Below are 21657 nucleotides of genomic sequence, written 5' to 3' on the forward strand. Positions count from 1 at the left end.
CATCGATGGCCAGCAGTTCGTCACCGGCCGACAGCCCGGCCGCGACCGCGGCACCGCCGGCCAGCACGCTCTTGACCTGCACGCCGCTGACCGGGCCTTCGGACAGCCGCAGCCCCAGGCTGGCCGCCAGGCCGGCGCGCTCAGGCTGGCTGTGCACCCCGATGGCCGTCAGCAGCTCGGCCACCGGCAGCTCGCCGGTGCCATGCACCCAGGCCTGCAGCTCGGCATCCAGCCGGCGGCCGGCCACGTCGGCCAGCACGTCGGCGATGTCGCCTTCGGTGATCGGGCCGCCGCCGCTGCGCTGCCACAGGCCTTGCAGCACGGCATCGAGGCTGCGGCCACGCTGGCGCAGCGTCAGGTCCAGGCACAGGGCCACCAGGGCGCCCTTCAGGTAGTAGCTGACGGTGGCGTTGGGCGTGTTCTCGTCGGTGCGGTAGTACTTCACCCAGGCGTCGAAGCTGGCGGCAGCCACGCTCTGCACCTGGCGGCCGGGCGTGGCCGCCACCGCATTCACCGTCTTGGCCAGCAGGCGCAGGTAGCGCGGCGCGTCGATCAGGCCGCAGCGCAGCAGCATCAGCTCGTCGTAGTAGGAGGTGAAGCCCTCGAAGAACCACAGCAGTTCGGTGTGGTTCTCGCGCTGCCAGTCCACCCTGGCCAGGTCGGCCGGCATCAGGCGCTTGACGTTCCAGGTGTGGAAATACTCGTGGCTGATCAGCCCCAGCAGCGTGAGGTAGCCGTCGGGGATGCCGTCCATGCCGCGGCGCGGCAGGTCGCGGCGGGCGGCGATCAAGGCCGTGCTGGCGCGGTGCTCCAGGCCGCCGTAGCCGTCGTCCACCGCATTCAGCAGGAACAGGTAGTGGCCGAACGGCGGCGCGCCGCCGTCCTGCCCATGCCAGAAGGCGATCTGTGCGCTGCAGATGCGCTGGGCATCGGCCAGCAGCCGGTCGCCGTCGAAGCCGGGCAACGCGCCGGCCACCACGATGTGGTGGGGCACGCCGCCCGCCGTGAAGCTGCCGCGCCAGAAGCTGCCCAGTTCCACCGGGTGGTCGACCAGCTCGTCATAGCTGGCGGCGTCGAAGGCCAGCGGCGTGCCGTCGGCCGCCGGTGCCATCGCGGTGGCGGCTTCCCAGTCGGCCGGCAGGCGGCCCAGATGCAGCCGGTGCGGTGCGGCCTCCTGCCCCACCACCCGCAGGCACAGGCTGGTGCCGTTGAAGAAACCGCGGCGGTCGTCCAGGAAGGCGGCCCGCACCGAGGTGTCGAAGGCATAGACCCGGTACTGCACCACCAGCGCCGCGCGGCCGCTGCAGTCGGCCAGCCAGCGGGTCTTGTCGAGCTGGCGCAGCGGCACGGCGCGGCGGCCCTGGCGGGCTTCCAGCGCCGACAGGTGGCGGCCGAACTCGCGCACCATGTAGCTGCCGTTGATCCACACCGGCAGCGCCAGCTCCTGCTGCGCCGCGGGCTGCGGCACGGTGAGGGTGACGCGGAAATGGTGGCTGTGCAGGTCGTCGATGGCGACGTGGTAGTGCGGCATCGGAGGCCCTCAGCTGCCGGCGGCCGCCAGGAAACAGCAGAACGCGGCCACCGACGACAGCCGGAAACGCAGCGTCAGCCAGTGCGCCACGCCCTGCACCGGATAGACGCGGCGGTCGACCAGGTAGCAGGCCACCAGCATCGCGCCGTGCAGCACCAGGCCGGCGCGCGGCGGCATCAGCACCGCCATCCAGGCCACCAGCGACGGCACCACGCCCCAGAGGAACAGCGAGGCCGGCGGCGCGGTGTGGCGGAAGGCCAGCCCCCAGTGGATGCCGCCGAGGAACGAGACGATCAGCGCGGCATAGGCCGACATGCCGAAGGTGACGAAGTCATGCAGTTCGGGCGCCAGGCCCACCCAGACCAGCAGCGCGCCGAAGCCGAAGGGCAGCAGGCCGCCGTGGCCCAGCCAGCGGGCGGCATCGGTGATCGGGGGGTGGTAGGCCGTGGGCGCGTGGTTCATGGCCCGCGATTGTGGCGTGGCGGGGTGGTCACCCCGCGGGGATCAGCTTTTCTTGGCCGCGGCCATGCGCGCCTCGATCTGCGCGGCGGGGATCGCGCCGGGCGCACGGGTGCCGTCCTCGAACACCACGGCCGGCGTGCCCTGCACCCGGTACTTGCGGCCCAGCTCGGCATTGGCCTCCAGCGCGGCGGTGTCGCAGTTGGCCGGCGCCTTGGAGGCCAGCTTGCCATCGACCATCCAGTCGCGCCAGGCCTTGGCCGGATCCTTGGCGCACCAGATGTCCTTGCTCTTGGCCACCGAATCGGGGCCCAGGATCGGGTAGATGAAGTTGTAGATCGTCACGTCCTTCAGCGCCACCAGGTCGCGCTCCAGGCGCTTGCAGTAGCCGCAGTTCGGATCGCCGAAGACCACCAGCTTGCGCGCCCCGGTGCCCTGCTTGATGACCACCGCGTTCTTCATCGGCAGGCTGGCGAAGTCGATCGCCGTCAGCTTGTTGATGCGCGCCTCGGTCAGGTCGGTCTTGGTCTTGGTGTCGATGATCGAGCCCTGGATGATGTGCAGGCCGTTCTCGTCGCTGTAGATCAGCTCGCTGCCCAAGCGCACCTCGTACAGGCCGGGGATCGGCGTCTTGCTCACCTCGTCGATCTTGGGCAGGTTGGGCAGGCGCTCGGCCAGGTTCTTGCGGATGGCGGCCTCGTCGGCCCAGGCCGAGCCGGCCAGCCCCATCGACAGGGACATGGACAGGCCGAAGGCGGCGGCGGCGCGGTGCAGGGCGGTGGGGGTCATCAGGCAGGTCCGGTGGAAGGCGTCAGGCGTCGAGCGCACGTTGGGTGAGGAAGCGCTTGAGCGGCGCCAGCAGGTTGAGCAGACCCATGCCGCGGTTACGGAGTTCCCGCGCCAGCGGCTGCGGGTGGGCGAACAGGTGCAGCAGGCTGTCGGTCACCCAGCCCATGGCCCGGGTGGGGCCGGCACGCTCGCGCACATGGCGGCGCAGCAGGATCTCGTCGCCCAGTGTGCGCCAGGGCTCGCGCTCGGCGATCACCCGGGCGAGGGACGCGGCATCGGCCAGCCCCAGGTTCAGCCCCTGGCCGGCCAGCGGGTGCACCTGGTGCGCGGCGTCGCCCACCAGCACCCAGCCCGGGCCGCAGAGGCGGTCGGCCTGGGCGATGGCCAGCGGCCAGGCGGCCACCGGGCTGGCCAGGCGCAGCGTGCCGGCGGCGCCGCCGGTGGCATCCGCCAGCGCGGCTTCCACCTCGGCGGCCGGCGCGGCCTGCAGCGCGGCCGCCCGCTCGGCCGGCAGCGACCACACCAGGCCGTAGCTGCGGGTGGGTTCGGGCCGGTCGAACGGCAGCAGGGCCAGCACATCGGGCGCGCGGAACCACTGCCGCGCCACGCCGCCGTGCGGCTGGTCAGCCACCAGGCGCGCGGCCAGCGCGGTGTGGCCGTAGGCCTGGCGCTGGAACTGCACGCCCAGCGCATCGCGGCTGGCCGAGGCCTTGCCTTCGGCCAGCACGGTGAGGGCGGCGTCGCCGGCGTCGGCTTCAGCCAGCATCGCCAGGTGGGGGGCGAAGCGGGCGGCGGTGTGCAGCGTGGCCTCCAGCGCGGCGGCATCGACGATCCAGGCCAGCGCCTCGCAGCCCTGCTGCCAGGCCGAGAACTGCAGCTGGCCGCCGGGCGCATCGCCGGCGATCTGCATCTCGTCGACCGCGGTCACCGCGTCGGCCGGCAGGGCGTGCCACACCCGCAGGTCGGTCAGCAGCCGGCGGGAGGCGGCATTGAGCGCATAGGTGCGCACGTCCGGGGCCGCCGGCAGCGTGGCCGGCGGCGGGCCGGCCACGCCCACCCGCAGGCCCTGGCGGGCCAGCGCCAGCGCCAGGGTCAGGCCGACGGCGCCGTTGCCGCGGATGCACACATCGAGGGTTGCCATGGTCAGTTCCGCCCGGCCGTTCCGAAGGAATTGACAGCCCCATCGGGGGGCAGCGAACGAAGGGAGCGTGGGGGCGTCATTGCCGACCATTGTAGAAACCGGGGGTGACAGGCGGTGGGCCGAATAAAATGGCCTGTTCGGCGGTGCCGGGGCCTGGTGGCCCGACGCAAGCGCCCCGCCCCGTTGCCCCCTGTGGTTTGTGCGTGCGCCAGCCGACGCCAGCCCGTTCGCCCCCCAGAAAGCCACCGATGAGCCTCCAATGCGGCATCGTGGGCCTGCCCAATGTCGGCAAGTCCACCCTCTTCAATGCCCTCACCAAGGCCGGCATCGCCGCCGAGAACTATCCGTTCTGCACCATCGAGCCCAATGTGGGCGTGGTGGAGGTGCCCGACCCGCGGCTGGCCGCGCTGACGCAGATCGTCCAGCCCGAGCGGGTGGTGCCGGCCATCGTCGAGTTCGTCGACATCGCCGGCCTGGTGTCCGGTGCCAGCCAGGGCGAGGGCCTGGGCAACCAGTTCCTCAGCCACATCCGCGAGACCGACGCCATCGTCAACGTGGTGCGCTGCTTCGAGGACGACAACGTCATCCACGTGGCCGGCAAGGTCGACCCGATCGCCGACATCGAGGTGATCCAGACCGAGTTGTGCCTGGCCGACCTGGGCACCGTGGAAAAGAGCCTGCACCGCTATGTGAAGGCCGCCCGCAGCGGCAACGACAAGGAAGCCGCCGCCCTGGTGAAGGTGCTGGAAAAGTGCCAGGCGGCGCTGGACCAGGCGCAGCCGGTGCGCAGCATCGACTTCAGCAAGGAGGAGCGCGCCATCCTCAAGCCGCTGTGCCTGATCACCGCCAAGCCGGCGATGTTCGTCGGCAACGTGTCGGAGACCGGCTTCGAGAACAACCCCTTCCTCGACCGGCTGAAGGAGTTTGCGGCCAAGCAGAACGCCCCGGTGGTGGCCATCTGCGCCAAGACCGAGGCCGAGCTGGCCGAGATGGAGGATGAAGACCGCGCCATGTTCCTGGCCGAGATGGGCCAGGACGAGCCGGGCCTGAACCGGCTGATCCGCGCCGCCTTCAAGCTGCTGGGGCTGCAGACCTACTTCACCGCCGGGGTGAAGGAAGTGCGCGCCTGGACCATCCACATCGGCGACACCGCGCCGCAGGCCGCCGGCGTGATCCACACCGATTTCGAGCGCGGCTTCATCCGCGCCCAGACCATCGCCTTCGACGACTTCATCAAGTTCAAGGGCGAGCAGGGCGCGAAGGACGCCGGCAAGATGCGGGCCGAGGGCAAGGAGTACGTCGTCAAGGACGGCGACGTGCTCAATTTCCTCTTCAACGTCTGACCTTGGGCGCTGACCAGCACGCCGGACCACCCGGCGCCGGGGCCCGCGGCAGCAGCCTGATCCAGTGGTTTCCGGGCCACATGCACAGCACGCGCAAGGCCATCGCCGAGCGCCTGCCGGAGATCGATGCCGTCATCGAGCTGCTCGACGCCCGCCTGCCCGGCAGCAGCGCCAACCCGCTGCTGGCCGAGCTGACCGCCGCCAAGCCCAAGCTCAAGATCCTGAACAAGCAGGACCTGGCCGACCCGGCGCTGACCACGCTGTGGCTGGACCACCTGCGTGCCCAGGCCCAGACCCAGGCGCTGGCGCTGGATGCCGGCGAGGCCGCGCCGGCGCAGAAGCTGATCGCCGCCTGCCGGGCCCTGGTGCCCGGGCGCGGCGGCATGGTCAAGCCGGTGCGGGTGATGATCTGCGGCATCCCCAACGTGGGCAAGAGCACGCTGATCAACAGCCTGCTGGGCAAGCGCAGCGCCAAGACCGGTGACGAGCCGGGCATCACCAAGACCGAACAGCGGCTGGCGCTGGCCAGCGACTTCATCCTCTTCGACACGCCCGGCATGCTGTGGCCGCGCCTGGTGGTGCCCGAGGGCGGCGAGCACCTGGCGGCCAGCGGCGGCATCGGCCGCAATGCCTACGACGACGTGGAGGTGGCGCTGGCCCTGCTGGCCCGGGTGCGCCCGCGTTATGCCGACCGGCTGGCTGCCCGCTACAAGCTGGCCGACCTGGCCGCCGACAGCGACGAGGGCCTGCTCAGCGCCGTGGGCCGCCAGCGCGGCGGCCTGCTGCCGGGCGGGCGGGTCAACATGCAGAAGGCCGCCGAGATGGCGATCCACGACTTCCGCAGCGGCGCCTGGGGCCGCATCACGCTGGAGACGCCGGACGAGTTCGGCCAGTGGCGCGCCGCCGCCGAGGCCGCCGACGCACAGCGCCAGGCCCGCCGCAAGGCACCGAAGACGCCGCAGCGCCAGCAGGACGCCGCCAAGGGCGACACGCCGGCCGGCTGACGCGCTGCTGGAGAACCCGGCCCCGCGCTTTCACCCTCCCCGGGCGGCCCGGGCCGGGACCAGAATCGCCGCAGACCGCCCCACCCGACCGGCGGCCGCCACGAGGAGTCCCGCATGAGCGACATGAGCCACCTCAGCATCATCGACGGTGCCTTCCTGCACCTGGAAAGCCCCGAGATGCCGATGCACGTCGGCAGCCTGGCCCTGTTCGACCCGCCGGAAGGCGGCGCCACCGACTGGTACGAGGCCGTCAAGGCCCATGTGGCCGGCCGCATGCACCTGGCGCCGGTGTTCACCCGCAAGCTGGCGCTGATGCCCTTCGACCTGGCCAACCCGGTGTGGATCCCCGACGACGACATCGACCTGGACTACCACGTGCGCTACCTGGTGCTGCCCAAGCCCGGCACCATGGCGCAGATGGAGGCGCTGTGCGCCCGGCTGCACAGCAGCCTGCTCGACCGCAGCCGCCCGCTGTGGGAGTTCTACGTGATCGAGGGTCTGGCCGACGGCCGGCTGGGCTTCTACAGCAAGGTGCACCACGCCGCAGTGGACGGCCAGGCCGCCGTGGCCATGGCCAACAGCGTGTTCGACCTGACTCCCGAGCCGCGCCGGGTGAAGCCGCCGCGCGCCCGCCGCGGCCACCGCTACCAGCTGGGCGTGGCCGAGCTGCTGGGCGCTGCGCTCAGCAACCAGGCGCGCCAGGTGGTCGAGTTTGCCAAGCTGCTGCCGCCGCTGTTGGGTGCGGCCTCCGGGGCCGCCGTGGACGCCGCCCGACAGGCCCTGGCGCAGCGCCGCGCCGGTGGTGCGGCCACGGCCGGCCCCAAGCTGAAGATGGCGCCGCCCACGCCGTTCAACATGCCCATCACCAACCAGCGCGCCTTTGCCGGCGTGGCGCTGCCGCTGGGCGAGGTCAAGGCCATCGGCAAGGGGCTGGGCGGGTCGATCAACGACATGGTGATGTGGCTGTGCAGCACCGCGCTGCGCGACTACCTGGCCGAAGGCCGCGAGCTGCCGCCCAAGACCCTGGTGGCCGGCGTGCCGATCTCGCTGCGCGCCGAGGGCGACACCAGCGCCAACAACCAGGTCTCGGGCACGGTGATCGACCTGGCCACCCAGGAGAAGGACCCGGCCAAACGCCTGGCGCAGATCATGGCCGGCACCCAGGCGATGAAGGCGACGATGGGCAGCTTCGGCAACCTGATCCCGACCGACTTCCCGTCGCTGGGCTCGCCCTGGCTGCTGAGCGGGCTGGCCTCGCTGTACGGCCGCAGCCGCCTGGCCAGCCGGCTGCGGGTGGCCAACCTCACCATCAGCAACGTGCCCGGGCCGCAGGTGCCGCTGTACCTGGCTGGCGCCACGATGACCGGCATGTTCCCGCTGTCGATCGTGGTGCACGGGGTGGCGCTGAACATCACGGTGCAGAGCTACCGCGGCCAGCTGTGCTTCGGTCTGATCGCCTGCCGCCGCGCGGTGCCTGACGTGGGCGAGCTGGCCCAGGCGCTGGACCGGGCGATGGGCGCGCTGCGCAAGCTGGCCGGGGCGCAGGCGGCAGCCGCACCCGCCGCCGCGCCGGAGCCGGTGCCCGAACCCGCCCCCCGCAAGCGCGCCCGGCCCAAGCTGGCCGTGGTGGAAGCCGCCGCGGCGCCGGCAGAAGCGGCCCGCCCGCGCACCGCCCGCCGCCGCGCGGCCTGAGCGCATGGCCACCGCCCGCCGGCCGGTCGCCCTGGTCACCGGCGCCTCGTCGGGCATCGGCGAGGCCCTGGCCCGGCGCTTCGCCCAGGCCGGGCATGACCTGGTGCTGGTGGCCCGCAGCGCCGACAAGTTGCAGGCCCTGGCCGACGCCTTGAAGCGCGACCTCGGCGTGCGCGCCTGGGTCCTGCCGGCCGACCTGGCCCAGCCCGGCGCCGCCGCCGACCTGACCGCCCAACTGAAGCGCGCCCGCCGGACCATCGACGTGCTGGTCAACAACGCCGGCGTGCTGGAACACGGCCCGTTCATCGGCATGCCCGCGGCGCGCCACCAGCAGCTGATCGACCTGAACATCAGCGGCCTGACCGCGCTGCTGGCGCAGTTCCTGCCCGGCATGGTGGCGCGTGGCAGCGGCCGGGTGCTGAACGTGGCCTCGATCGCCAGCTTCCAGCCGGTGCCGTCGCTGGCCACCTATGCCGCCACCAAGGCCTATGTGCTGAGCCTGACCGAATCGCTGTCGGAAGAACTGAAGGGCACCGGCGTGACCATCACCGCGCTGTGCCCCGGCATCACCGCCACACACATGTTGGCAGCCGCCAGCGCGTCCAGCGCCGAGCTGCAGCGGCTGCCGGGCTTCCTGGTCGGCGATGCCGACGACGTGGCCGACCAGGGCGTGGCCGCCTGCCTGGCCGGCACGGTGATCTGCGTGCCCGGCGCCCTCAACCGCGCCACCGTCACCGCCGGCCGGGCCACGCCCAAGTGGCTGCTGCGGCGCCTCAGCGGCAGCCTGGTGCGGCGGCTGAAATAGCCCTGGCTGCCCCCGATGGGCAGGCACCGGGGCAGCAGGCATGATCATCGGCATGGCCTGACCAGGCCACGACCCGGAGACACCTGCCCATGACCACCAACCCCGACCTGGCCGCCTACCGCGCCGCGCGCGACTTCCTGCTGGCCCACCGCACCGACCTGGACGCCGCCCATGCCGGCTTCCGCTGGCCGCAGCTGACCCACTTCAATTGGGCGCTGGACCATTTCGACGACCTGGCACGCGACAACCACACCATCGCGCTGTGGATCGTGGCCGACGACGGCAGCGAGCAGAAGGTGACCTATGCCGAGATGGCCGCACGCAGCAACCGCGTGGCCAACTGGCTGGAAGGCCTGGGCGTGGCCCGCGGCGACCGCGTGCTGCTGATGCTGGGCAACGAGGTGCCGCTGTGGGAGCTGATGCTGGCCTGCATCAAGATCGGCGCGGTGATGATCCCGGCCACCCAGCTGCTGAGCCGCGACGACCTGATCGACCGCTTCGAGCGCGGCCGCGTGCGGGCGGTGGTCACCACGCCGGCGCACGCCACCAAGTTCGACGGGCTGGACCCGCACGCGCCCGGGCCGGTGGTGCGCATCGCCATCGGCGAGGCCGCAGGCTGGAACAGTTACGCCGATGCGGACGAGGCGTCGGCGGTCTACACGCCCAGGTGCAAGACGCGCACCGACGAGCCGCTGCTGCTGTACTTCACCAGCGGCACCACCGCCAAGCCCAAGCTGGTGGAGCACACCCATGTCAGCTACCCGGTGGGCCACCTCAGCACGCTGTACTGGATCGGCCTGCAGCCGGGTGACGTGCACTGGAACATCTCGTCCCCGGGCTGGGGCAAGCATGCCTGGAGCTGCTTCTTCGCGCCGTGGATCGCCGGCGCCACCATCTTCATCTTCAACTACCACCGCTTCGACCCCCGCCGCGTGCTGGACGTGCTGGTGCACAAGCAGGTGACCACGCTGTGCGCGCCGCCCACGGTGTGGCGCATGCTGATCCAGGAGCAGCTGGGCGGCTGGCCGGTGAAGCTGCGCGAGCTGCTGAGCGCCGGCGAGCCGCTGAACCCCGAGGTGATCGAGCAGGTGCGCAGCGCCTGGGGCGTGACCATCCGCGACGGCTTCGGCCAGACCGAGACCACTGCCCAGGTGGGCAACCCGCCGGGCCAGAAGATCAAGTTCGGCTCGATGGGCAAGCCCCTGCCCGGCTACCGCGTGGTGCTGCTCGACCCCGACGACAAGCCGGCCGACGAGGGCGAGATCAGCCTGGACCTGGGCGATGCCCAGCTCGGCCGCCCCACCGGCCTGATGGTGCGCTATGCCGATTCACCCGAGAAGACGGCCGAGGTGATGCGCGCCGGCCACTACCACACCGGTGACGTGGCCCAGCGTGATGCCGAGGGCTACATCACCTACGTCGGCCGGGCGGATGACGTGTTCAAGGCCAGCGACTACCGCATCAGCCCGTTTGAACTGGAGAGTGTGCTGATCGAGCACCCGGCGGTGGCCGAGGCTGCCGTGGTGCCCTCGCCCGACGCGCTGAAGCTGGCCGTGCCCAAGGCCTTCGTCACCCTGGCGGCCGGCCATGCGGCCGACGAGGCCACGGCGCAGGACATCCTGGACTTCTGCCGCGAGAAGCTGGCGCCGTACAAGCGCATCCGCCGCCTGCAGTTCACCGAGCTGCCCAAGACCATCAGCGGCAAGATCCGCCGGGTGGAACTGCGCCGCGCCGAAGAGGCCCGCACCATGCCGCCGGTGCCGGGAGACGGCGAGTACTTCGCCTGATGGGCTGGCTGGGCTTCGGTGCAGCCCAGCTGGCGGCCATCGGCGCCATCGCGCTGCTGGCCTTCGTGGTGCGCGGGGTGTCGGGCTTCGGCTCGTCGATGGTGGGCATCGGTGGCCTGAGCCTGCTGCTGCCGCCGCAGCAGGTGGTGCCGGCCTTCCTGGCGCTGGAGCTGCTGACCACCGCCCACCTGCTGCCTGGCGTGTGGCGGCAGATCGACTGGCGCAGCCTGCGCTGGGTGATCGGCGGCTGCCTGCTGGCCACGCCGCTGGGCCTGACCCTGTTGGCCGGGCTGGATGCCGGCACGATGCGGCTGGGTGTGTCGCTGTGCCTGCTGGTCATCGCCGCGCTGATGCTCAGCGGCCTGGCCCAGCGCTGGGCGCCCAGGCAGACGCCCGGCCCGCTGGGCGCGCTGGCGGTGGGCGCGGTGTCGGGCGCGCTGAACGGCGCCGTGGGCATCAGCGGGCCGCCGGCCATCGTCTTCTACTTCGCCACCACCGCGGCGGCCACCAGCCGGGCCACGCTGATCGCCTACTTCCTGTTCACCGATGTGTGGGCGCTGGCGCTGGCCGGCGGCGCCGGTTTGCTGAAGTCCGCCGCGTTGCCGCTGATCGTGGCGGCGCTGCCGTGGTCGCTGGCCGGCATCTGGCTGGGATCGCGGCTGTACCTGCGGCTGGACGAGGCGCAGCTGCGCCGGCTGGTGTGGTGGCTGCTGGCGGCGCTGGGCGCGGCCGGCGTGGCCAATGCGTTGCGCGGCTAAGCGGACTGCAGGCCACCTGCCGCGGCGCTGAGCCCGGCCAGCATCTGCGCCAGGCGCCGGGTCTGCCGCTGCAGCACCGCCGCCACCTCGCGCCGGCGGTCGGCGTCCAGGCGTGACGAGATCGCCGCCACGCTGACCGCGGCCACCGGGTTGTCGGCCGGCCAGGCCACGCCCACCGCGGCCGTGCCCGGCACCACCGCGCTGTCGAGGAAGGCAAAGCCCTGGGCCCGGCCTTCGTCCACCGCGGCCTGCACCCGCGCCGGGTCCAGCGCCGACAGCTTGTCGTAGCGCCGGGCATTGGCCTCGATGATCTCGGCCGCCTCGTCGGGCGGCAACGCGCTGAGGATGGCCAGGCCGCCGGCGCCCACGCCCAGCGGCCGGCGGATGCCCACGTCCAGCGTCAGCGCCTTGATCGGGTAGTCGCCCAGCGCGCGGGCGGTGCACACCGCCTCCAGGCCGCGCCGCTCGCTGAGGTAGACGGTGTCCTTGGTCACCTCGGCGATCTCGGCCAGCACCGGCTCGCAATGCGCCGCCAGCTGCACCCGCGGCCGTGCCAGCAGGCCCAGCTCATGCAGCAGCGGGCCCAGGAAGTACTTGCGGGTGACCGGATGGCGCTCGACCAGGCCTTCCACCTCCAGCCGCTGCAGCATGCGCAGGCAGGTGGACGTGGGCAGGCCGCTGGCGGTGGCCACATCGCCCAGGCGCATGCCGTTGCGCCCGCGCGAGGCCACCACCCGCAGCATGCCCACCACGCGCTCGATGCTCTGGGTGCCGCGGCGCGCGCCGCCGGCCGGGCTGGTGGTGCTCATCAGCCGCCCCCGCCCGCAGGCAGTTGCCACGATGCGGCAGAACTTCGGGTTCGACCTGTGGGTGCGCAATACTGTTTCATCCTGCAATGCTAGGTGACCGCCACCCGAATGAATTGCCACATCGTGACAACTTCTGCCCCACCCCGACCCCAGACCATGACCGAGAAGATCCTCGCCCGTGCCAGCGGGCGGGCGGCGGTGCAGCCGGGCGACGAGATCGAGGCCCGGCCAGATTTCGTCATCAGCTACGACTTCCCCGGTTACACCGATGTGTTCTTCAAGGAAGCGCGGGACGAGTTCGGCGTCGACACCGTGGCCACGCCCGAGCGCTATGTGCTGTTCATCGACCACATGATCCCGGCCGCCGCGCCGAAGGAAGAAGAACTGCACCAGAACACCCGTGCCTGGGGTGCGAAGAACAACGTGCCGGTGCATGAGCGCAAGGGCATCGGCCACCAGGTGTCGGCCGAGCTGGGCTATGCCACGCCGGGCGCCTTCATCGTGCACTTTGACGGCCATGTCAGCCAGCTCGGCGCCTTCGGTGCCTATGCCTTCGGCGCGCGCAAGGGCGTACTGGAGGCCTATGTGTCGGAGACGGTGGCGCTGCGGGTGCCGCCCACGGTGAAGATCGTGCTCACCGGCACGCTGCAGCCCGGCGTGATGGCGCGCGACGTGTTCCACCACCTGGTGCGGGTGCTGGGGCCGTCATCCTGCGCCTTCAAGGCGGTGGAGCTGAGCGGCCCGGTGATCGACGCGATGAGCGTGGAAGGCCGGCAGACAGTGTGCGGCCAGGCGATGTTCCTGGGCGCCACCACGATGCTGATCGCGCCCGATGCCAAGACCCTGGCCTGGCTGGACGGCCGCCAGCGCCTGAACGTGCCGCCGGTGCTTCCCGACCCCGACGCGGTGTACGAGCGCACCGTCTCCATCGATGTGTCGGACCTGGCGCCGATCGTGGTGGTGCCGCCCAGCCCGGCCAACACGCGGGACCTGACCGACCACCTGGGCCTGCCGGTGCAATCCGGCTACCTCGGCTCCTGCGCCAGCGGCCGGCTGGAAGACCTGCGCATCGCTGCCCAGGTGCTGCGCGGCCGCCAGGTGCAGCCCGGCTTCCAGCTGCATGTGGTGCCCACCTCGCAGGCCATCATGGCCCAGGCCGCACGCGAGGGCCTGCTGGCCACGCTGGTGGAGGCCGGCGCCTTCGTCAGCTCGCCCACCTGTGACTACTGCTACGGCCGCATCGCCACCATGGCCGACGGCCAGCGCGCAGTGTCCACCGGCACGCTGAACACGCCTGGGCGCATGGGCAGCGTCGATTCCGAGATCTACATCTGCAATGCCGCGGTGGTGGCGGCGTCGGCGATCGAAGGCTGCATCGCCGACCCGCGGCCGTACCTGGTGGGCCAGGCGGAGGTGCCGGCATGAGCCTGACGAACCTGCAAGGCCGTGTCGCCTGGGTGTTCACCGAAGACGACTACGACATCGACCGCATCATCGGCGTGCGCAACATCAAGATCACCGATGTGCAGGAGCTGGCCCGCCTGGCGATGAGCGATGTCGAGCCCGGCTTCGCCGCCACGGTGCAGAAGGGTGACTTGCTGGTGGGCGGCCGCAACTTCGGCTATGGCCACCCGCACTACCCGGCGATGAAGGCGATGCGCCACCTGGGCATCACCGGCGTGGTGGCCGAATCCTTCTCGCCCGGCTTCTTCCGCGGCGAGATGGCGATGGGCTTTCCGCTGATCACCTGCCCCGGCATCCTGGCGGCTGTGGCGCGTGGCGATGCGATCGCCGTCGACTGGGCCGCCGGTTGCGTGCGCCTGCCGGGCCGCGGCCAGCAGCTGCCGTTCGAGCCGCTCGGCAACGCCGAGCGCGGCATGCTGGAAGCCGGCGGCCTGAATCCCTACCTGAAGGCACGCATGGCCCAGGCCAGCGCCAAGCCTGCCCAACCCACCACCTGAGCGACACCACCATGCCCCCAACCAACCGCCAGGCGCTGCGCCAGCGCATCCAGTCCGGCCCCACCTTCTGGTTTGCCGGCGCGCAGGACGCGCTGTCGGCCCTGCTGGTCGACCAGAGCGACTTCGACGGCGTGTTCTCCACCGGCTTCGGCATCTCGGCCTCGCTGCTGGGCCAGCCGGACATGGAGCTCTACACCCTCAGCGAGAACCTGCAAGTCGTCGACCACATGGCCGCGGCGGTGAAGAAGCCCATCTTTGCCGACGCCGACACCGGCTACGGCAACGTGCTGAACGTGGCCCGCACGGTGCGCGGCTTCGAGAAGGCCGGCGTGTGCGCGCTGTCCATCGAAGACCAGATCAGCCCCAAGCGCTGCCCGGCGGCGGCCGTCACATCGCTGGTGGTGCCGCTGGCCGATGCCGTGGCCCGCATCCGCGCCGCGGTCGATGCCCGGCAGGATCCGGACCTGCTGATCGTGGCCCGCACCGACGTGGCCGATCCCGACGAAGCCATCGACCGCGCCTGCCGCTTTGCCGAAGCAGGGGCCGACCTGATCCAGCCGATCTCGCGCACCTTCAGCAGCTATGCCGACCTGGTGCGCCTGCGCGAGGCTTGCGGCCGCCGGCTGAGCCTGCAGCTGATGGAAGGCACCTGGATGGCCCAACTGGACCGGGCGCAGATTGAATCGGTGGCGGCGTTTGCCACCTACCCCATCGTCACGCTGTTCAGCATCACCCACGCGATGCAGGCCAACCTGGCGGCGCTGGCCGCGCGCCGCGGCCAGCCGATGGGCGACCTCCCAGTGGGTCGGACCAGCATGGCCGACTTCAAGCAGCTGATCGGCTGGCACACGCTAGAACACCTGCAGAACCACTACGAACTGGGTGCGGCCAAGCCGCATTGAGCGCTGCATCCGCGCTGGCCCGCCGCATCCGATCCCACAAACCACACACCGAGGAGCTCCGCATGCCCATCACCCGCCGCCATGTGCTGGCCACCAGCCTGGCCACCGCCGCCGTGCTGTCCACCGCCCCCAGCCTGGCGCTGGCCCAGGCCTACCCCAGCAAGCCGATCCGCATCATCGTGCCTTACCCGGCCGGCGGCGCCACCGACGTGGCCACCCGCCTGCTGGCGCCGCGCCTGCAGGACGAACTGAAGCAGAACGTCATCGTCGAGAACAAGCCCGGCGCCAGCGGCAACCTGGGCATGCAGGACCTGGTGCGCAGCCAGGCCGATGGCCACACCCTGCTGATGAGCCTGACCGGCATGCTGTCGATCAACCCGGCCACCTTCAGCAAGGCCGGCTTCACCGCCGCCGACGTGGTGCCGATCGCCCGCGTGTCCCTGGCCCCGCTGATGCTGGTGGTGCCGGCCGATTCACCCTGGAAGACCATGGGCGACCTGGTGGCCGCGGGCAAGGCCGCCGGCAAGGGCGGCCTGCCCTACGGATCCACCGGCCCGGGCGGGCTGTCGCACCTGGCCTCCGAGCTGATCAACGGCCACGCCAATGGCCACTACACCCATGTGCCCTACAAGGGCGGTGCGCCGCTGGCGCAGGCACTGATGACCTCCGAGGTGAAGTGGGGCCTGCTGGGCACCGCCGATGCCCGCGGCTTCATCCAGGGCGGCAAGCTCAAGGCCATCGGCCAGCTGCGGGCCAGCCGGTCCGAGTTGTGGCCCGATGTGGCCACGCTGACCGAGCAGGGCTACAAGGGCGGTGTCGACTTCGATGTCTGGTTCGGCCTGGTGGCCCCGGCCAAGACACCGCCGGCCGTGGTGCAGCTGCTCAACCAGAAGGTGGCGCAGATCGTCACCGAGCCCGATTTCCGCAAGCGCCTGAATGAACTGGGCGGCGTGTCGATGACCAGCGGCAACACCGTCGAGGCCTTCAACGAGGTGCTGCAGCGCGAACTGGCCGTGCTGCCCAAGACTGCCAAGGACCTGGGCCTGCAGCTCGACTGACCGCCTGCGCGCCGCCGCAGGCGGCGCCTGCAAACCTGCCGGCTTGTCCCAGACCGGACACACCCACCGCGGGTTAGCGAGGTTCCGGCAATCCGCTTGTCGGACTAAGATCGCGGCCACAACAAGCAGCGATCGGAGACAGCGGATGGAGGCCCAGACCGGGGCAGAGGTGTTCCAGCGCGTGGTGGTCGAGCCGGCCTACAAGACGGTGTCGGCGGCCATCGAGCGGGCCATCCTCGATGGCGCACTGCGCCCCGGTGCCGCCCTGCCCACCGAGCAGGAACTGGCCGAGCGCTTCGGCGTGCACCGCAGCACCGTGCGTGAAGCCATCCGCCAGGTCGAGCAGGAGGGCCTGCTTCAGCGCCGCGAGGGCCGCCGCCTGTTCGTCTGCCTGCCCGGCGTGCACGACCTGGCACCCCGCGCCACCCGCCTGCTGCTGCTGCACCAGACCACCTTCCAGGAACTGTGGGACGTGGCCCTGACGCTGGAGCCGCTGGCCGCCCGCCTGGCTGCCGCCCAGGCCACCGACGACGACCTGGCCCAGCTGCAGGCCAACATCGACGCCAGTGCCACCGAGACCCGCCTGCCCGAGCTGGTGGCGTTGGACATGGAATTCCACGCCCTGGTGGGCCGCGCCAGCCACAACCGCGCACTGATGCTGGCCCGCGAGCCGGTGGGCCTGCTCTACAACCCCACGCTGCAGCAGATCTTCCAGCGCCTGCCGCAGGCCAGCGCCCGCAACCTGGCCGCCCACCGGCACACGCTGGACGCGCTGCGCGCACGCGATGCCGAGGCCGCGGCCGAGTGGACACGCAAGCACATGGTCGATTTTCAACGCGGCTTCGCGATGGCCGGGCTCAGCATGCGCACGCCCATCGCCCAGCCAACCTAATGCCCATTCCGGGCGACTTCCGAGGAGACATCCGATGACCACTTCCCACGTTACGAAGTCCGCCCGCAGGGGCATCGGCGCCTTGCGCCTGCTGGCCGCCGCCGCAGCGCTGTGCGCCGCCACCAGCGCCCAGGCGCAGGAGACCTTCAAGGTCGGCATCGTCAGCTTCCTGTCGGGCCAGGCGGCCGAGAGCTTCGGCATCCCGGCCGTCAACGGCGCCAAGGTGCTGCTGGACGCCTTCAACAAGGGCGCGGCGCCGGCGCCCTACAACAAGGTGGGCTTCGGCGGCATGAAGCTGGAGTTCGTCTACGTGGACGAGGCCGGCGGCGCCACCAAGCAGGTGCAGGAGCTGAAGACCCTGTACGACCGCGAGAAAGTCGACGCGGTGCTGGGCTATGTGTCCTCGGGCGACTGCCTGGCCGTGGCACCGGCGGCCGAGGAGATGAAGAAGTTCCTGATCCTCTATGACTGCGGCACGCCGCGCATCTTCGAGGACAACAAGTTCCAGTACGTCTTCCGCACCGCCAGCCACGGCGCCATGGACAACGTGGCCCTGGCGCGCTATCTGAAGGCCAAGAACATCAAGGCCGACAGCTTCAACATGATCAACCAGGACTACGCCTGGGGCCAGGATTCGAAGAAGGACTTCGCCGGCTCGATGTCCAAGCTGTTCCCCAACGCCAAGCCGGGCGAGGACCAGTTGCCCAAGTTCGGCGCCGGCCAGTACGGCACCGAGATCTCGGCGCTGATGAGCAAGCCCGCCGACGTGACCCACAGCAGCCTGTGGGGCGGCGACCTGCAGGCCTTCATCCTGCAGGCCGGGCCGCGCGGCCTGTTCAAGCGCACCCAGGTGCTGCTGTCAGCCGGCGACCATGTGCTGCCCGGCCTGGGCGACAAGATGCCCGACGGCGTGATCCTGGGCGCCCGCGGTGCCTATGGCCACATGTCGCCCAAGAGCGCCCTGAACGACTGGTGGTGGGACCTGTACAGCAAGGCCTACAACGTCTACCCGGTGCAGGCCCCGTACCGCATGGTGCAAGGCCTGCTGGGCCTGAAGCTGGCCGCCGAGAAGGCCATGGCCGCCAACGGTGGCAAGAAGCCCACACCCGAGCAGTTGGCCGCGGCGATGCGCAATTCCGAGTGGGATTCGCCCGCCGGCAAGATCCGCATGGCGCTGGGCGGTGGCCACCAGGCCATCCAGGACACCGCCATCGGCCGCACCAAGTACGACGCCGCCAAGAAGATGGTGATGATCGAGGACATCGTGCGCTTCCCGGCCGAGTGCGTGAACCCGCCGGCCAACATGGACGCCGAGGACTGGATCAAGGCCGGCTTCCCGGGCGCGAAGAACTGCCCCTGATCCGTCACCGCTGACCCCCAGGACCTTCGAGGACGCCGCCCATGGCTGAGCTTGTCACCATCCTGATCGACGGCCTGACCTATGCGTCATGGCTGTTCATCGTCGCGCTCGGGCTCACGCTGGTGTTCGGCGTGCTCAAGATCCTGAACATCGCCCATGGCAGCTTCTATGCGCTGGGTGCGTATGGCGCGGCCACCATGGTGGCCTGGTTCGCGAGCATGCAGTTCGCGCCCTGGCTGTCCCTGGTGGCCATGCTGCTGGCGGCGGTGGCCATTGCAGCCATCGTCGCGCCGCTGACCGAGCGCGGCCTGCTGCGCTTCTTCTACGGCCGCGACGAGGTGCTGCTGGTGCTGACCACCAACGCCCTGTTCCTGATCATGGAAGACCTGACCAAGCTGATCTGGGGCGCCAACCCGTACTTCGTCTCCGAGCCCTATGCGCTGTTCGGCAATGTCGACATCGGCGTTCAGAGCTACGTGGGCTACGACTTCATGCTGGTGGGCCTGGCGGTCACCGTGGGCCTGGCGGTGTGGTGGGGGCTGAACCGCACCCGCCAGGGCAAGATCGTGCTGGCGGTGATCCACAGCCCCGAGGTGGCCGCCAGCATGGGCGTGAACGTCTCCCGCGTCTACATGGTGGCGTTCTCGATCGGCATCTTCCTGGCGGCGCTGGGCGGCGCCTTCACCGCGCCGATGATCTCGGTGCAGCCGGGGGTCTCGGTCGGCGTGATCATCCTGTCGTTCGCGGTGGTGATCATCGGCGGGCTGGGCAGCATCGAGGGCGCAGCCATCGGCGCGCTGATCGTCGGCATGGCCCGCTCGGTGGCGGTGCACACCGCGCCGGTGGCCGAGCTGTTCGCCATCTACCTGGTGATGGCGGTGGTGCTGATGTTCCGGCCCGAGGGCCTGTTCCAGCGCATCCAGGCAAGAAAGATCTAGACGATGGCTGCAACGCTCTCCTCCACCGCCCCGGTGTCCAGCGGCCAGCGTGCCGACACCGTGGGCCACGGCCGCACCATCCTGCTGGGTGTGGGCTTTTGCGCCGCGCTGTGCGTCGCCGGCCTGTTCGCGCCCAAGTGGCTCACCTTCCTGGTCACCATGGCGGCTGCCAATGGCCTGGTGTCGCTGGGCATCGTGGGCCTGATGCGCGGCGGCGTGGTGCCGTTCGGCCAGGGCATGATGCTGGCGCTGGGCGGCTATGCCGCCGCGCTCAGCTTCAACCACCTGGGCATCACCGATGTGCTGCTGCTGACCTTCGGTGGCGGCACGGTGGCCGCGCTGGTGGCCGCACCGTTCGCGCCGCTGCTGTCGCGCTACCGGGGCATCTTCTTCGCGATGCTGACGCTGGCGCTGTCGATGGTGCTCTACGGCCTGCTGATGAAGCTGACCATCCTGGGCGGCAGCGACGGCTTCAACGTCGGCCGGCCCACGCTGCTGGGCCAGAAGCTGCCCGACAGCCACAGCGGCTACATCATGTTCGCGGTGGCGGTGGTGCTGGCCACGGTGATGGCGCTGCTGGCGCGCATCTACTTCGACAGCACCCGCGGCCTGGTGACCCTGGCCGTGCGCGAGAACGAGCTGCGGGTGGAGTACCTCGGCGGCTCGGTGCGCCAGGCGATGACCATCAACTTCATCCTGGCCGCCTTCTGCGGCGGCATGGGCGGTGCGCTGGCGGTGCTGGCGCTGGGCCACATCGAGCCCAACTTCAGCTTCTGGACGACCTCCGGTGAGTTCGTCTTCGTCGCCATCCTGGCCGGCTGGCAGAGCGTGGCCGCGGTGTTCGTGGCCAGCACGGTGCTGGAGGTGGTGCGCAGCTTCTCAAGCGCCTACTTCCCCAACACCTGGCAGCTGGTGCTGGGCCTGTTCCTGCTGTTCGTGATCCGCTTCCTGCCAGGCGGCATCGGTTCGCTGTGGATGAAGGGCCAGACGAAATGACGCTCCTCCTCGACGCCCAGGGCCTGCAGAAGCGCTTTGGCGCGGTGGTCGCCGCCAGCGACGTCAACATCGCGGTGCAGGCCGGCGAGCGTGTCAGCCTGATCGGCAGCAACGGCGCGGGCAAGACCACCTTCGTCAACATGGTCACCGGCTACCTGAAGCCCGACGAAGGCCGCATCACGCTGGCCGGGCAGGACATCACCCCGCTGGCGCCGCGGGCCATCACCCACCTGGGCGTGGCGCGCTCGTTCCAGATTCCGCAGCTCTACGGCGCGCTGAGCGCGTTGGACAACATGCTGGTGGCCAATGCCTGCCACGACCGGCGCCTGAGCTTCTGGCAGCCCGCCCGCCGGCCCGAGGCCATCGCCCGGGCCGAGCTGCTGCTGCAGCGCTTCGGCCTGATCGACCACCGCGACCGCCGCGTGTCCGAGCTGCCCGGCGGCGTGCGCAAGCTGCTGGACATCGCGATGGCACTCACTGGGCGGCCCAAGCTGCTGCTGCTGGACGAGCCCACCAGCGGCGTGTCGGCCGAGGAGAAGTTCCCGATGATGGCCACCATCATGGACGCGCTGGGCCAGGAGGCCGACACCACCGTGCTGTTCGTCGAGCACGACATGGACATCGTCGAACGCCATGCCAGCCGGGTGATCGCGTTTTACGCCGGTCGGGTGATCGCCGACGACACGCCGGCCGTGGCCCTGGCCGCCGACGATGTGCGGCGCTACGTGACCGGCGAACTGCTGGCCGAATGAGAAGGCGCAACCCATGTTGAAGATCGAAGGCATCCATGTGGCCATCCAGTCGGTGGTGGCCCTGCGCGGGCTGTCGCTGACGGTGGCCGACGGCACCATGGTCGGCCTGATCGGCCGCAACGGCGCCGGCAAGACCACCACGCTGCGCACGGTGATGGGCCACCTGGCGCCCAGCCAGGGCCGCATCCACTTTGCCGGCCAGGACCTGGCCACCCTGCCCAAGCATGCCCGCGCCGAGCTGGGCATCGGCTACATGCCCGAAGACCGCGGCCTGGTGCCCGAGCTGACGGTGGAAGAGAACATCCTGGTGCCGGTGTGGGTGAACAAGGCGCTGAAGGTCGACCAGCGCCTGGCCCTGGTCTACCGGGTGCTGCCCGAGCTGATGGAGATGAAGGACCGCCGCGCGCTGCTGCTGTCCGGCGGCCAGCAGAAGCTGGTGGCCCTGGCCCGCGCCCTGGCCGTGGGCACGCGGCTGCTGCTGCTGGACGAGCCCTTCGAGGGCGTGGCCCCGGCGTTGAGCAAGCGCCTGGGCGAGGTGATCGCCGGGCTCAAGGGCACCGAGATCTCGGTGCTGATCGCGCAGAGCGACCTGAACCACTCGCGCAAGCTGGTGGATGCGGAATTCACCATCGAGCGTGGCGCGAACGTCGCCCCCGGCGTGGCAGCCCACTGACCAGCGC

The 21657-nt window shown here is 70.7% G+C and carries 21 protein-coding genes; 16 read left to right on the top strand and 5 right to left on the bottom strand.

The annotated features are described in order from the left end of the window. From FFT10_RS15565 to FFT10_RS15580, 4 genes are all read right to left on the bottom strand, one after another. On the bottom strand, positions 1–1531 hold a 1531-nt coding region (locus tag FFT10_RS15565), incomplete at its 3' end, for a M61 family metallopeptidase (protein WP_137733776.1). Between the two features lie 9 nt (positions 1532–1540). Then, entirely contained in the window at positions 1541–1993 is a 453-nt protein-coding gene (locus tag FFT10_RS15570) for a DUF3429 domain-containing protein (RefSeq protein WP_137733777.1), read from the bottom strand. Positions 1994–2035: 42 nt separating this feature from the next. Next, complete coding sequence (locus FFT10_RS15575) at positions 2036–2779, bottom strand: DsbC family protein (RefSeq protein ID WP_373282535.1); 744 nt, start codon at positions 2777–2779, stop codon at positions 2036–2038. Positions 2780–2801: 22 nt separating this feature from the next. After that, on the bottom strand, positions 2802–3920 hold the full coding sequence (locus tag FFT10_RS15580; protein ID WP_137733778.1) for an FAD-dependent monooxygenase: 1119 nt from the start codon (positions 3918–3920) through the stop codon (positions 2802–2804). 248 nt (positions 3921–4168) lie between these two features. On the opposite strand from FFT10_RS15580, the gene ychF reads away from it, so the two are divergent. From ychF to FFT10_RS15610, 6 genes are all read left to right on the top strand, one after another. Beyond that, positions 4169–5263 carry a redox-regulated ATPase YchF gene (gene ychF, locus FFT10_RS15585; RefSeq protein WP_137733779.1) on the top strand — a complete coding sequence of 365 codons (1095 nt, stop codon included), beginning with the start codon at positions 4169–4171 and terminating at the stop codon, positions 5261–5263. A gap of 56 nt (positions 5264–5319) precedes the next feature. Continuing rightward, entirely contained in the window at positions 5320–6267 is a 948-nt protein-coding gene (gene ylqF / locus FFT10_RS15590) for a ribosome biogenesis GTPase YlqF (protein WP_265575347.1), read from the top strand. A gap of 114 nt (positions 6268–6381) precedes the next feature. Then, complete coding sequence (locus FFT10_RS15595; RefSeq protein WP_228027133.1) at positions 6382–7959, top strand: WS/DGAT/MGAT family O-acyltransferase; 1578 nt, start codon at positions 6382–6384, stop codon at positions 7957–7959. 4 nt (positions 7960–7963) lie between these two features. Then, positions 7964–8764 carry an SDR family NAD(P)-dependent oxidoreductase gene (locus tag FFT10_RS15600; RefSeq protein ID WP_137733781.1) on the top strand — a complete coding sequence of 267 codons (801 nt, stop codon included), beginning with the start codon at positions 7964–7966 and terminating at the stop codon, positions 8762–8764. A gap of 89 nt (positions 8765–8853) precedes the next feature. Then, complete coding sequence (locus tag FFT10_RS15605) at positions 8854–10551, top strand: AMP-binding protein (protein ID WP_137733782.1); 1698 nt, start codon at positions 8854–8856, stop codon at positions 10549–10551. Further along, a complete protein-coding gene (locus FFT10_RS15610; protein ID WP_137733783.1) occupies positions 10551–11309 on the top strand; it encodes a sulfite exporter TauE/SafE family protein in 759 nt (252 codons plus the stop codon). The genes FFT10_RS15605 and FFT10_RS15610 overlap by 1 nt, the downstream gene beginning before the upstream one ends. Here FFT10_RS15610 and FFT10_RS15615 read toward each other — a convergent pair. Next, positions 11306–12118, bottom strand: coding sequence for an IclR family transcriptional regulator (locus FFT10_RS15615; RefSeq protein ID WP_137733784.1), 813 nt, complete (start codon positions 12116–12118; stop codon positions 11306–11308). The genes FFT10_RS15610 and FFT10_RS15615 overlap by 4 nt on opposite strands. 156 nt (positions 12119–12274) lie before the next feature. On the opposite strand from FFT10_RS15615, the gene FFT10_RS15620 reads away from it, so the two are divergent. The 10 genes from FFT10_RS15620 to FFT10_RS15665 all read left to right on the top strand — a co-directional run bounded on the left by FFT10_RS15620 (position 12275) and on the right by FFT10_RS15665 (position 21650). Next, positions 12275–13543 (top strand): 3-isopropylmalate dehydratase large subunit, encoded by a 1269-nt coding sequence (locus tag FFT10_RS15620; protein WP_228027134.1) that lies wholly within the window; start codon positions 12275–12277, stop codon positions 13541–13543. Further along, the gene (locus FFT10_RS15625) at positions 13540–14079 is read left to right on the top strand and encodes a LeuD/DmdB family oxidoreductase small subunit (protein WP_137733785.1); all 540 of its coding nucleotides are present in this window, start codon (positions 13540–13542) and stop codon (positions 14077–14079) included. The genes FFT10_RS15620 and FFT10_RS15625 overlap by 4 nt, the downstream gene beginning before the upstream one ends. 11 nt (positions 14080–14090) lie before the next feature. Continuing rightward, positions 14091–14981: an isocitrate lyase/PEP mutase family protein gene (locus FFT10_RS15630; protein ID WP_137733786.1), complete on the top strand. Its 891-nt coding sequence runs from the start codon at positions 14091–14093 to the stop codon at positions 14979–14981. 62 nt (positions 14982–15043) lie between these two features. Further along, the gene (locus FFT10_RS15635; RefSeq protein ID WP_137733787.1) at positions 15044–16039 is read left to right on the top strand and encodes a Bug family tripartite tricarboxylate transporter substrate binding protein; all 996 of its coding nucleotides are present in this window, start codon (positions 15044–15046) and stop codon (positions 16037–16039) included. Positions 16040–16184: 145 nt separating this feature from the next. Then, positions 16185–16931: a FadR/GntR family transcriptional regulator gene (locus FFT10_RS15640; RefSeq protein ID WP_137733788.1), complete on the top strand. Its 747-nt coding sequence runs from the start codon at positions 16185–16187 to the stop codon at positions 16929–16931. Between the two features lie 34 nt (positions 16932–16965). Continuing rightward, the gene (locus FFT10_RS15645; protein WP_137733789.1) at positions 16966–18291 is read left to right on the top strand and encodes an ABC transporter substrate-binding protein; all 1326 of its coding nucleotides are present in this window, start codon (positions 16966–16968) and stop codon (positions 18289–18291) included. Positions 18292–18332: 41 nt separating this feature from the next. Then, the gene (locus FFT10_RS15650) at positions 18333–19229 is read left to right on the top strand and encodes a branched-chain amino acid ABC transporter permease (protein ID WP_137733790.1); all 897 of its coding nucleotides are present in this window, start codon (positions 18333–18335) and stop codon (positions 19227–19229) included. Between the two features lie 3 nt (positions 19230–19232). Beyond that, positions 19233–20225, top strand: coding sequence for a branched-chain amino acid ABC transporter permease (locus FFT10_RS15655; RefSeq protein ID WP_137733791.1), 993 nt, complete (start codon positions 19233–19235; stop codon positions 20223–20225). Continuing rightward, positions 20222–20977, top strand: a complete 756-nt coding sequence (locus tag FFT10_RS15660; RefSeq protein WP_137733792.1) for an ABC transporter ATP-binding protein — start codon at positions 20222–20224, stop codon at positions 20975–20977. The genes FFT10_RS15655 and FFT10_RS15660 overlap by 4 nt, the downstream gene beginning before the upstream one ends. Before the next feature lie 13 nt (positions 20978–20990). Further along, positions 20991–21650, top strand: coding sequence for an ABC transporter ATP-binding protein (locus FFT10_RS15665; RefSeq protein WP_137733793.1), 660 nt, complete (start codon positions 20991–20993; stop codon positions 21648–21650). Positions 21651–21657 lie beyond the last annotated feature (7 nt).

Origin of the sequence: Pseudaquabacterium pictum (assembly GCF_005403045.1) — a bacterium.
Taxonomy (GTDB): Bacteria; Pseudomonadota; Gammaproteobacteria; order Burkholderiales; family Burkholderiaceae_C; genus Pseudaquabacterium; species Pseudaquabacterium pictum.

Bases quoted from the DNA above. Each gene is read 5' to 3' on its own strand.
- FFT10_RS15570 (WP_137733777.1), bottom strand. From the start codon at position 1,993: ATGAACCACGCGCCCACGGCCTACCACCCCCCGATCACCGATGCCGCC.
- FFT10_RS15575 (WP_373282535.1), bottom strand. From the start codon at position 2,779: ATGACCCCCACCGCCCTGCACCGCGCCGCCGCCGCCTTCGGCCTGTCC.
- FFT10_RS15580 (WP_137733778.1), bottom strand. From the start codon at position 3,920: ATGGCAACCCTCGATGTGTGCATCCGCGGCAACGGCGCCGTCGGCCTG.
- ychF (WP_137733779.1), top strand. From the start codon at position 4,169: ATGAGCCTCCAATGCGGCATCGTGGGCCTGCCCAATGTCGGCAAGTCC.
- FFT10_RS15595 (WP_228027133.1), top strand. From the start codon at position 6,382: ATGAGCGACATGAGCCACCTCAGCATCATCGACGGTGCCTTCCTGCAC.
- FFT10_RS15600 (WP_137733781.1), top strand. From the start codon at position 7,964: ATGGCCACCGCCCGCCGGCCGGTCGCCCTGGTCACCGGCGCCTCGTCG.
- FFT10_RS15605 (WP_137733782.1), top strand. From the start codon at position 8,854: ATGACCACCAACCCCGACCTGGCCGCCTACCGCGCCGCGCGCGACTTC.
- FFT10_RS15610 (WP_137733783.1), top strand. From the start codon at position 10,551: ATGGGCTGGCTGGGCTTCGGTGCAGCCCAGCTGGCGGCCATCGGCGCC.
- FFT10_RS15615 (WP_137733784.1), bottom strand. From the start codon at position 12,118: ATGAGCACCACCAGCCCGGCCGGCGGCGCGCGCCGCGGCACCCAGAGC.
- FFT10_RS15620 (WP_228027134.1), top strand. From the start codon at position 12,275: ATGACCGAGAAGATCCTCGCCCGTGCCAGCGGGCGGGCGGCGGTGCAG.
- FFT10_RS15625 (WP_137733785.1), top strand. From the start codon at position 13,540: ATGAGCCTGACGAACCTGCAAGGCCGTGTCGCCTGGGTGTTCACCGAA.
- FFT10_RS15630 (WP_137733786.1), top strand. From the start codon at position 14,091: ATGCCCCCAACCAACCGCCAGGCGCTGCGCCAGCGCATCCAGTCCGGC.
- FFT10_RS15635 (WP_137733787.1), top strand. From the start codon at position 15,044: ATGCCCATCACCCGCCGCCATGTGCTGGCCACCAGCCTGGCCACCGCC.
- FFT10_RS15640 (WP_137733788.1), top strand. From the start codon at position 16,185: ATGGAGGCCCAGACCGGGGCAGAGGTGTTCCAGCGCGTGGTGGTCGAG.
- FFT10_RS15645 (WP_137733789.1), top strand. From the start codon at position 16,966: ATGACCACTTCCCACGTTACGAAGTCCGCCCGCAGGGGCATCGGCGCC.
- FFT10_RS15650 (WP_137733790.1), top strand. From the start codon at position 18,333: ATGGCTGAGCTTGTCACCATCCTGATCGACGGCCTGACCTATGCGTCA.
- FFT10_RS15655 (WP_137733791.1), top strand. From the start codon at position 19,233: ATGGCTGCAACGCTCTCCTCCACCGCCCCGGTGTCCAGCGGCCAGCGT.
- FFT10_RS15660 (WP_137733792.1), top strand. From the start codon at position 20,222: ATGACGCTCCTCCTCGACGCCCAGGGCCTGCAGAAGCGCTTTGGCGCG.
- FFT10_RS15665 (WP_137733793.1), top strand. From the start codon at position 20,991: ATGTTGAAGATCGAAGGCATCCATGTGGCCATCCAGTCGGTGGTGGCC.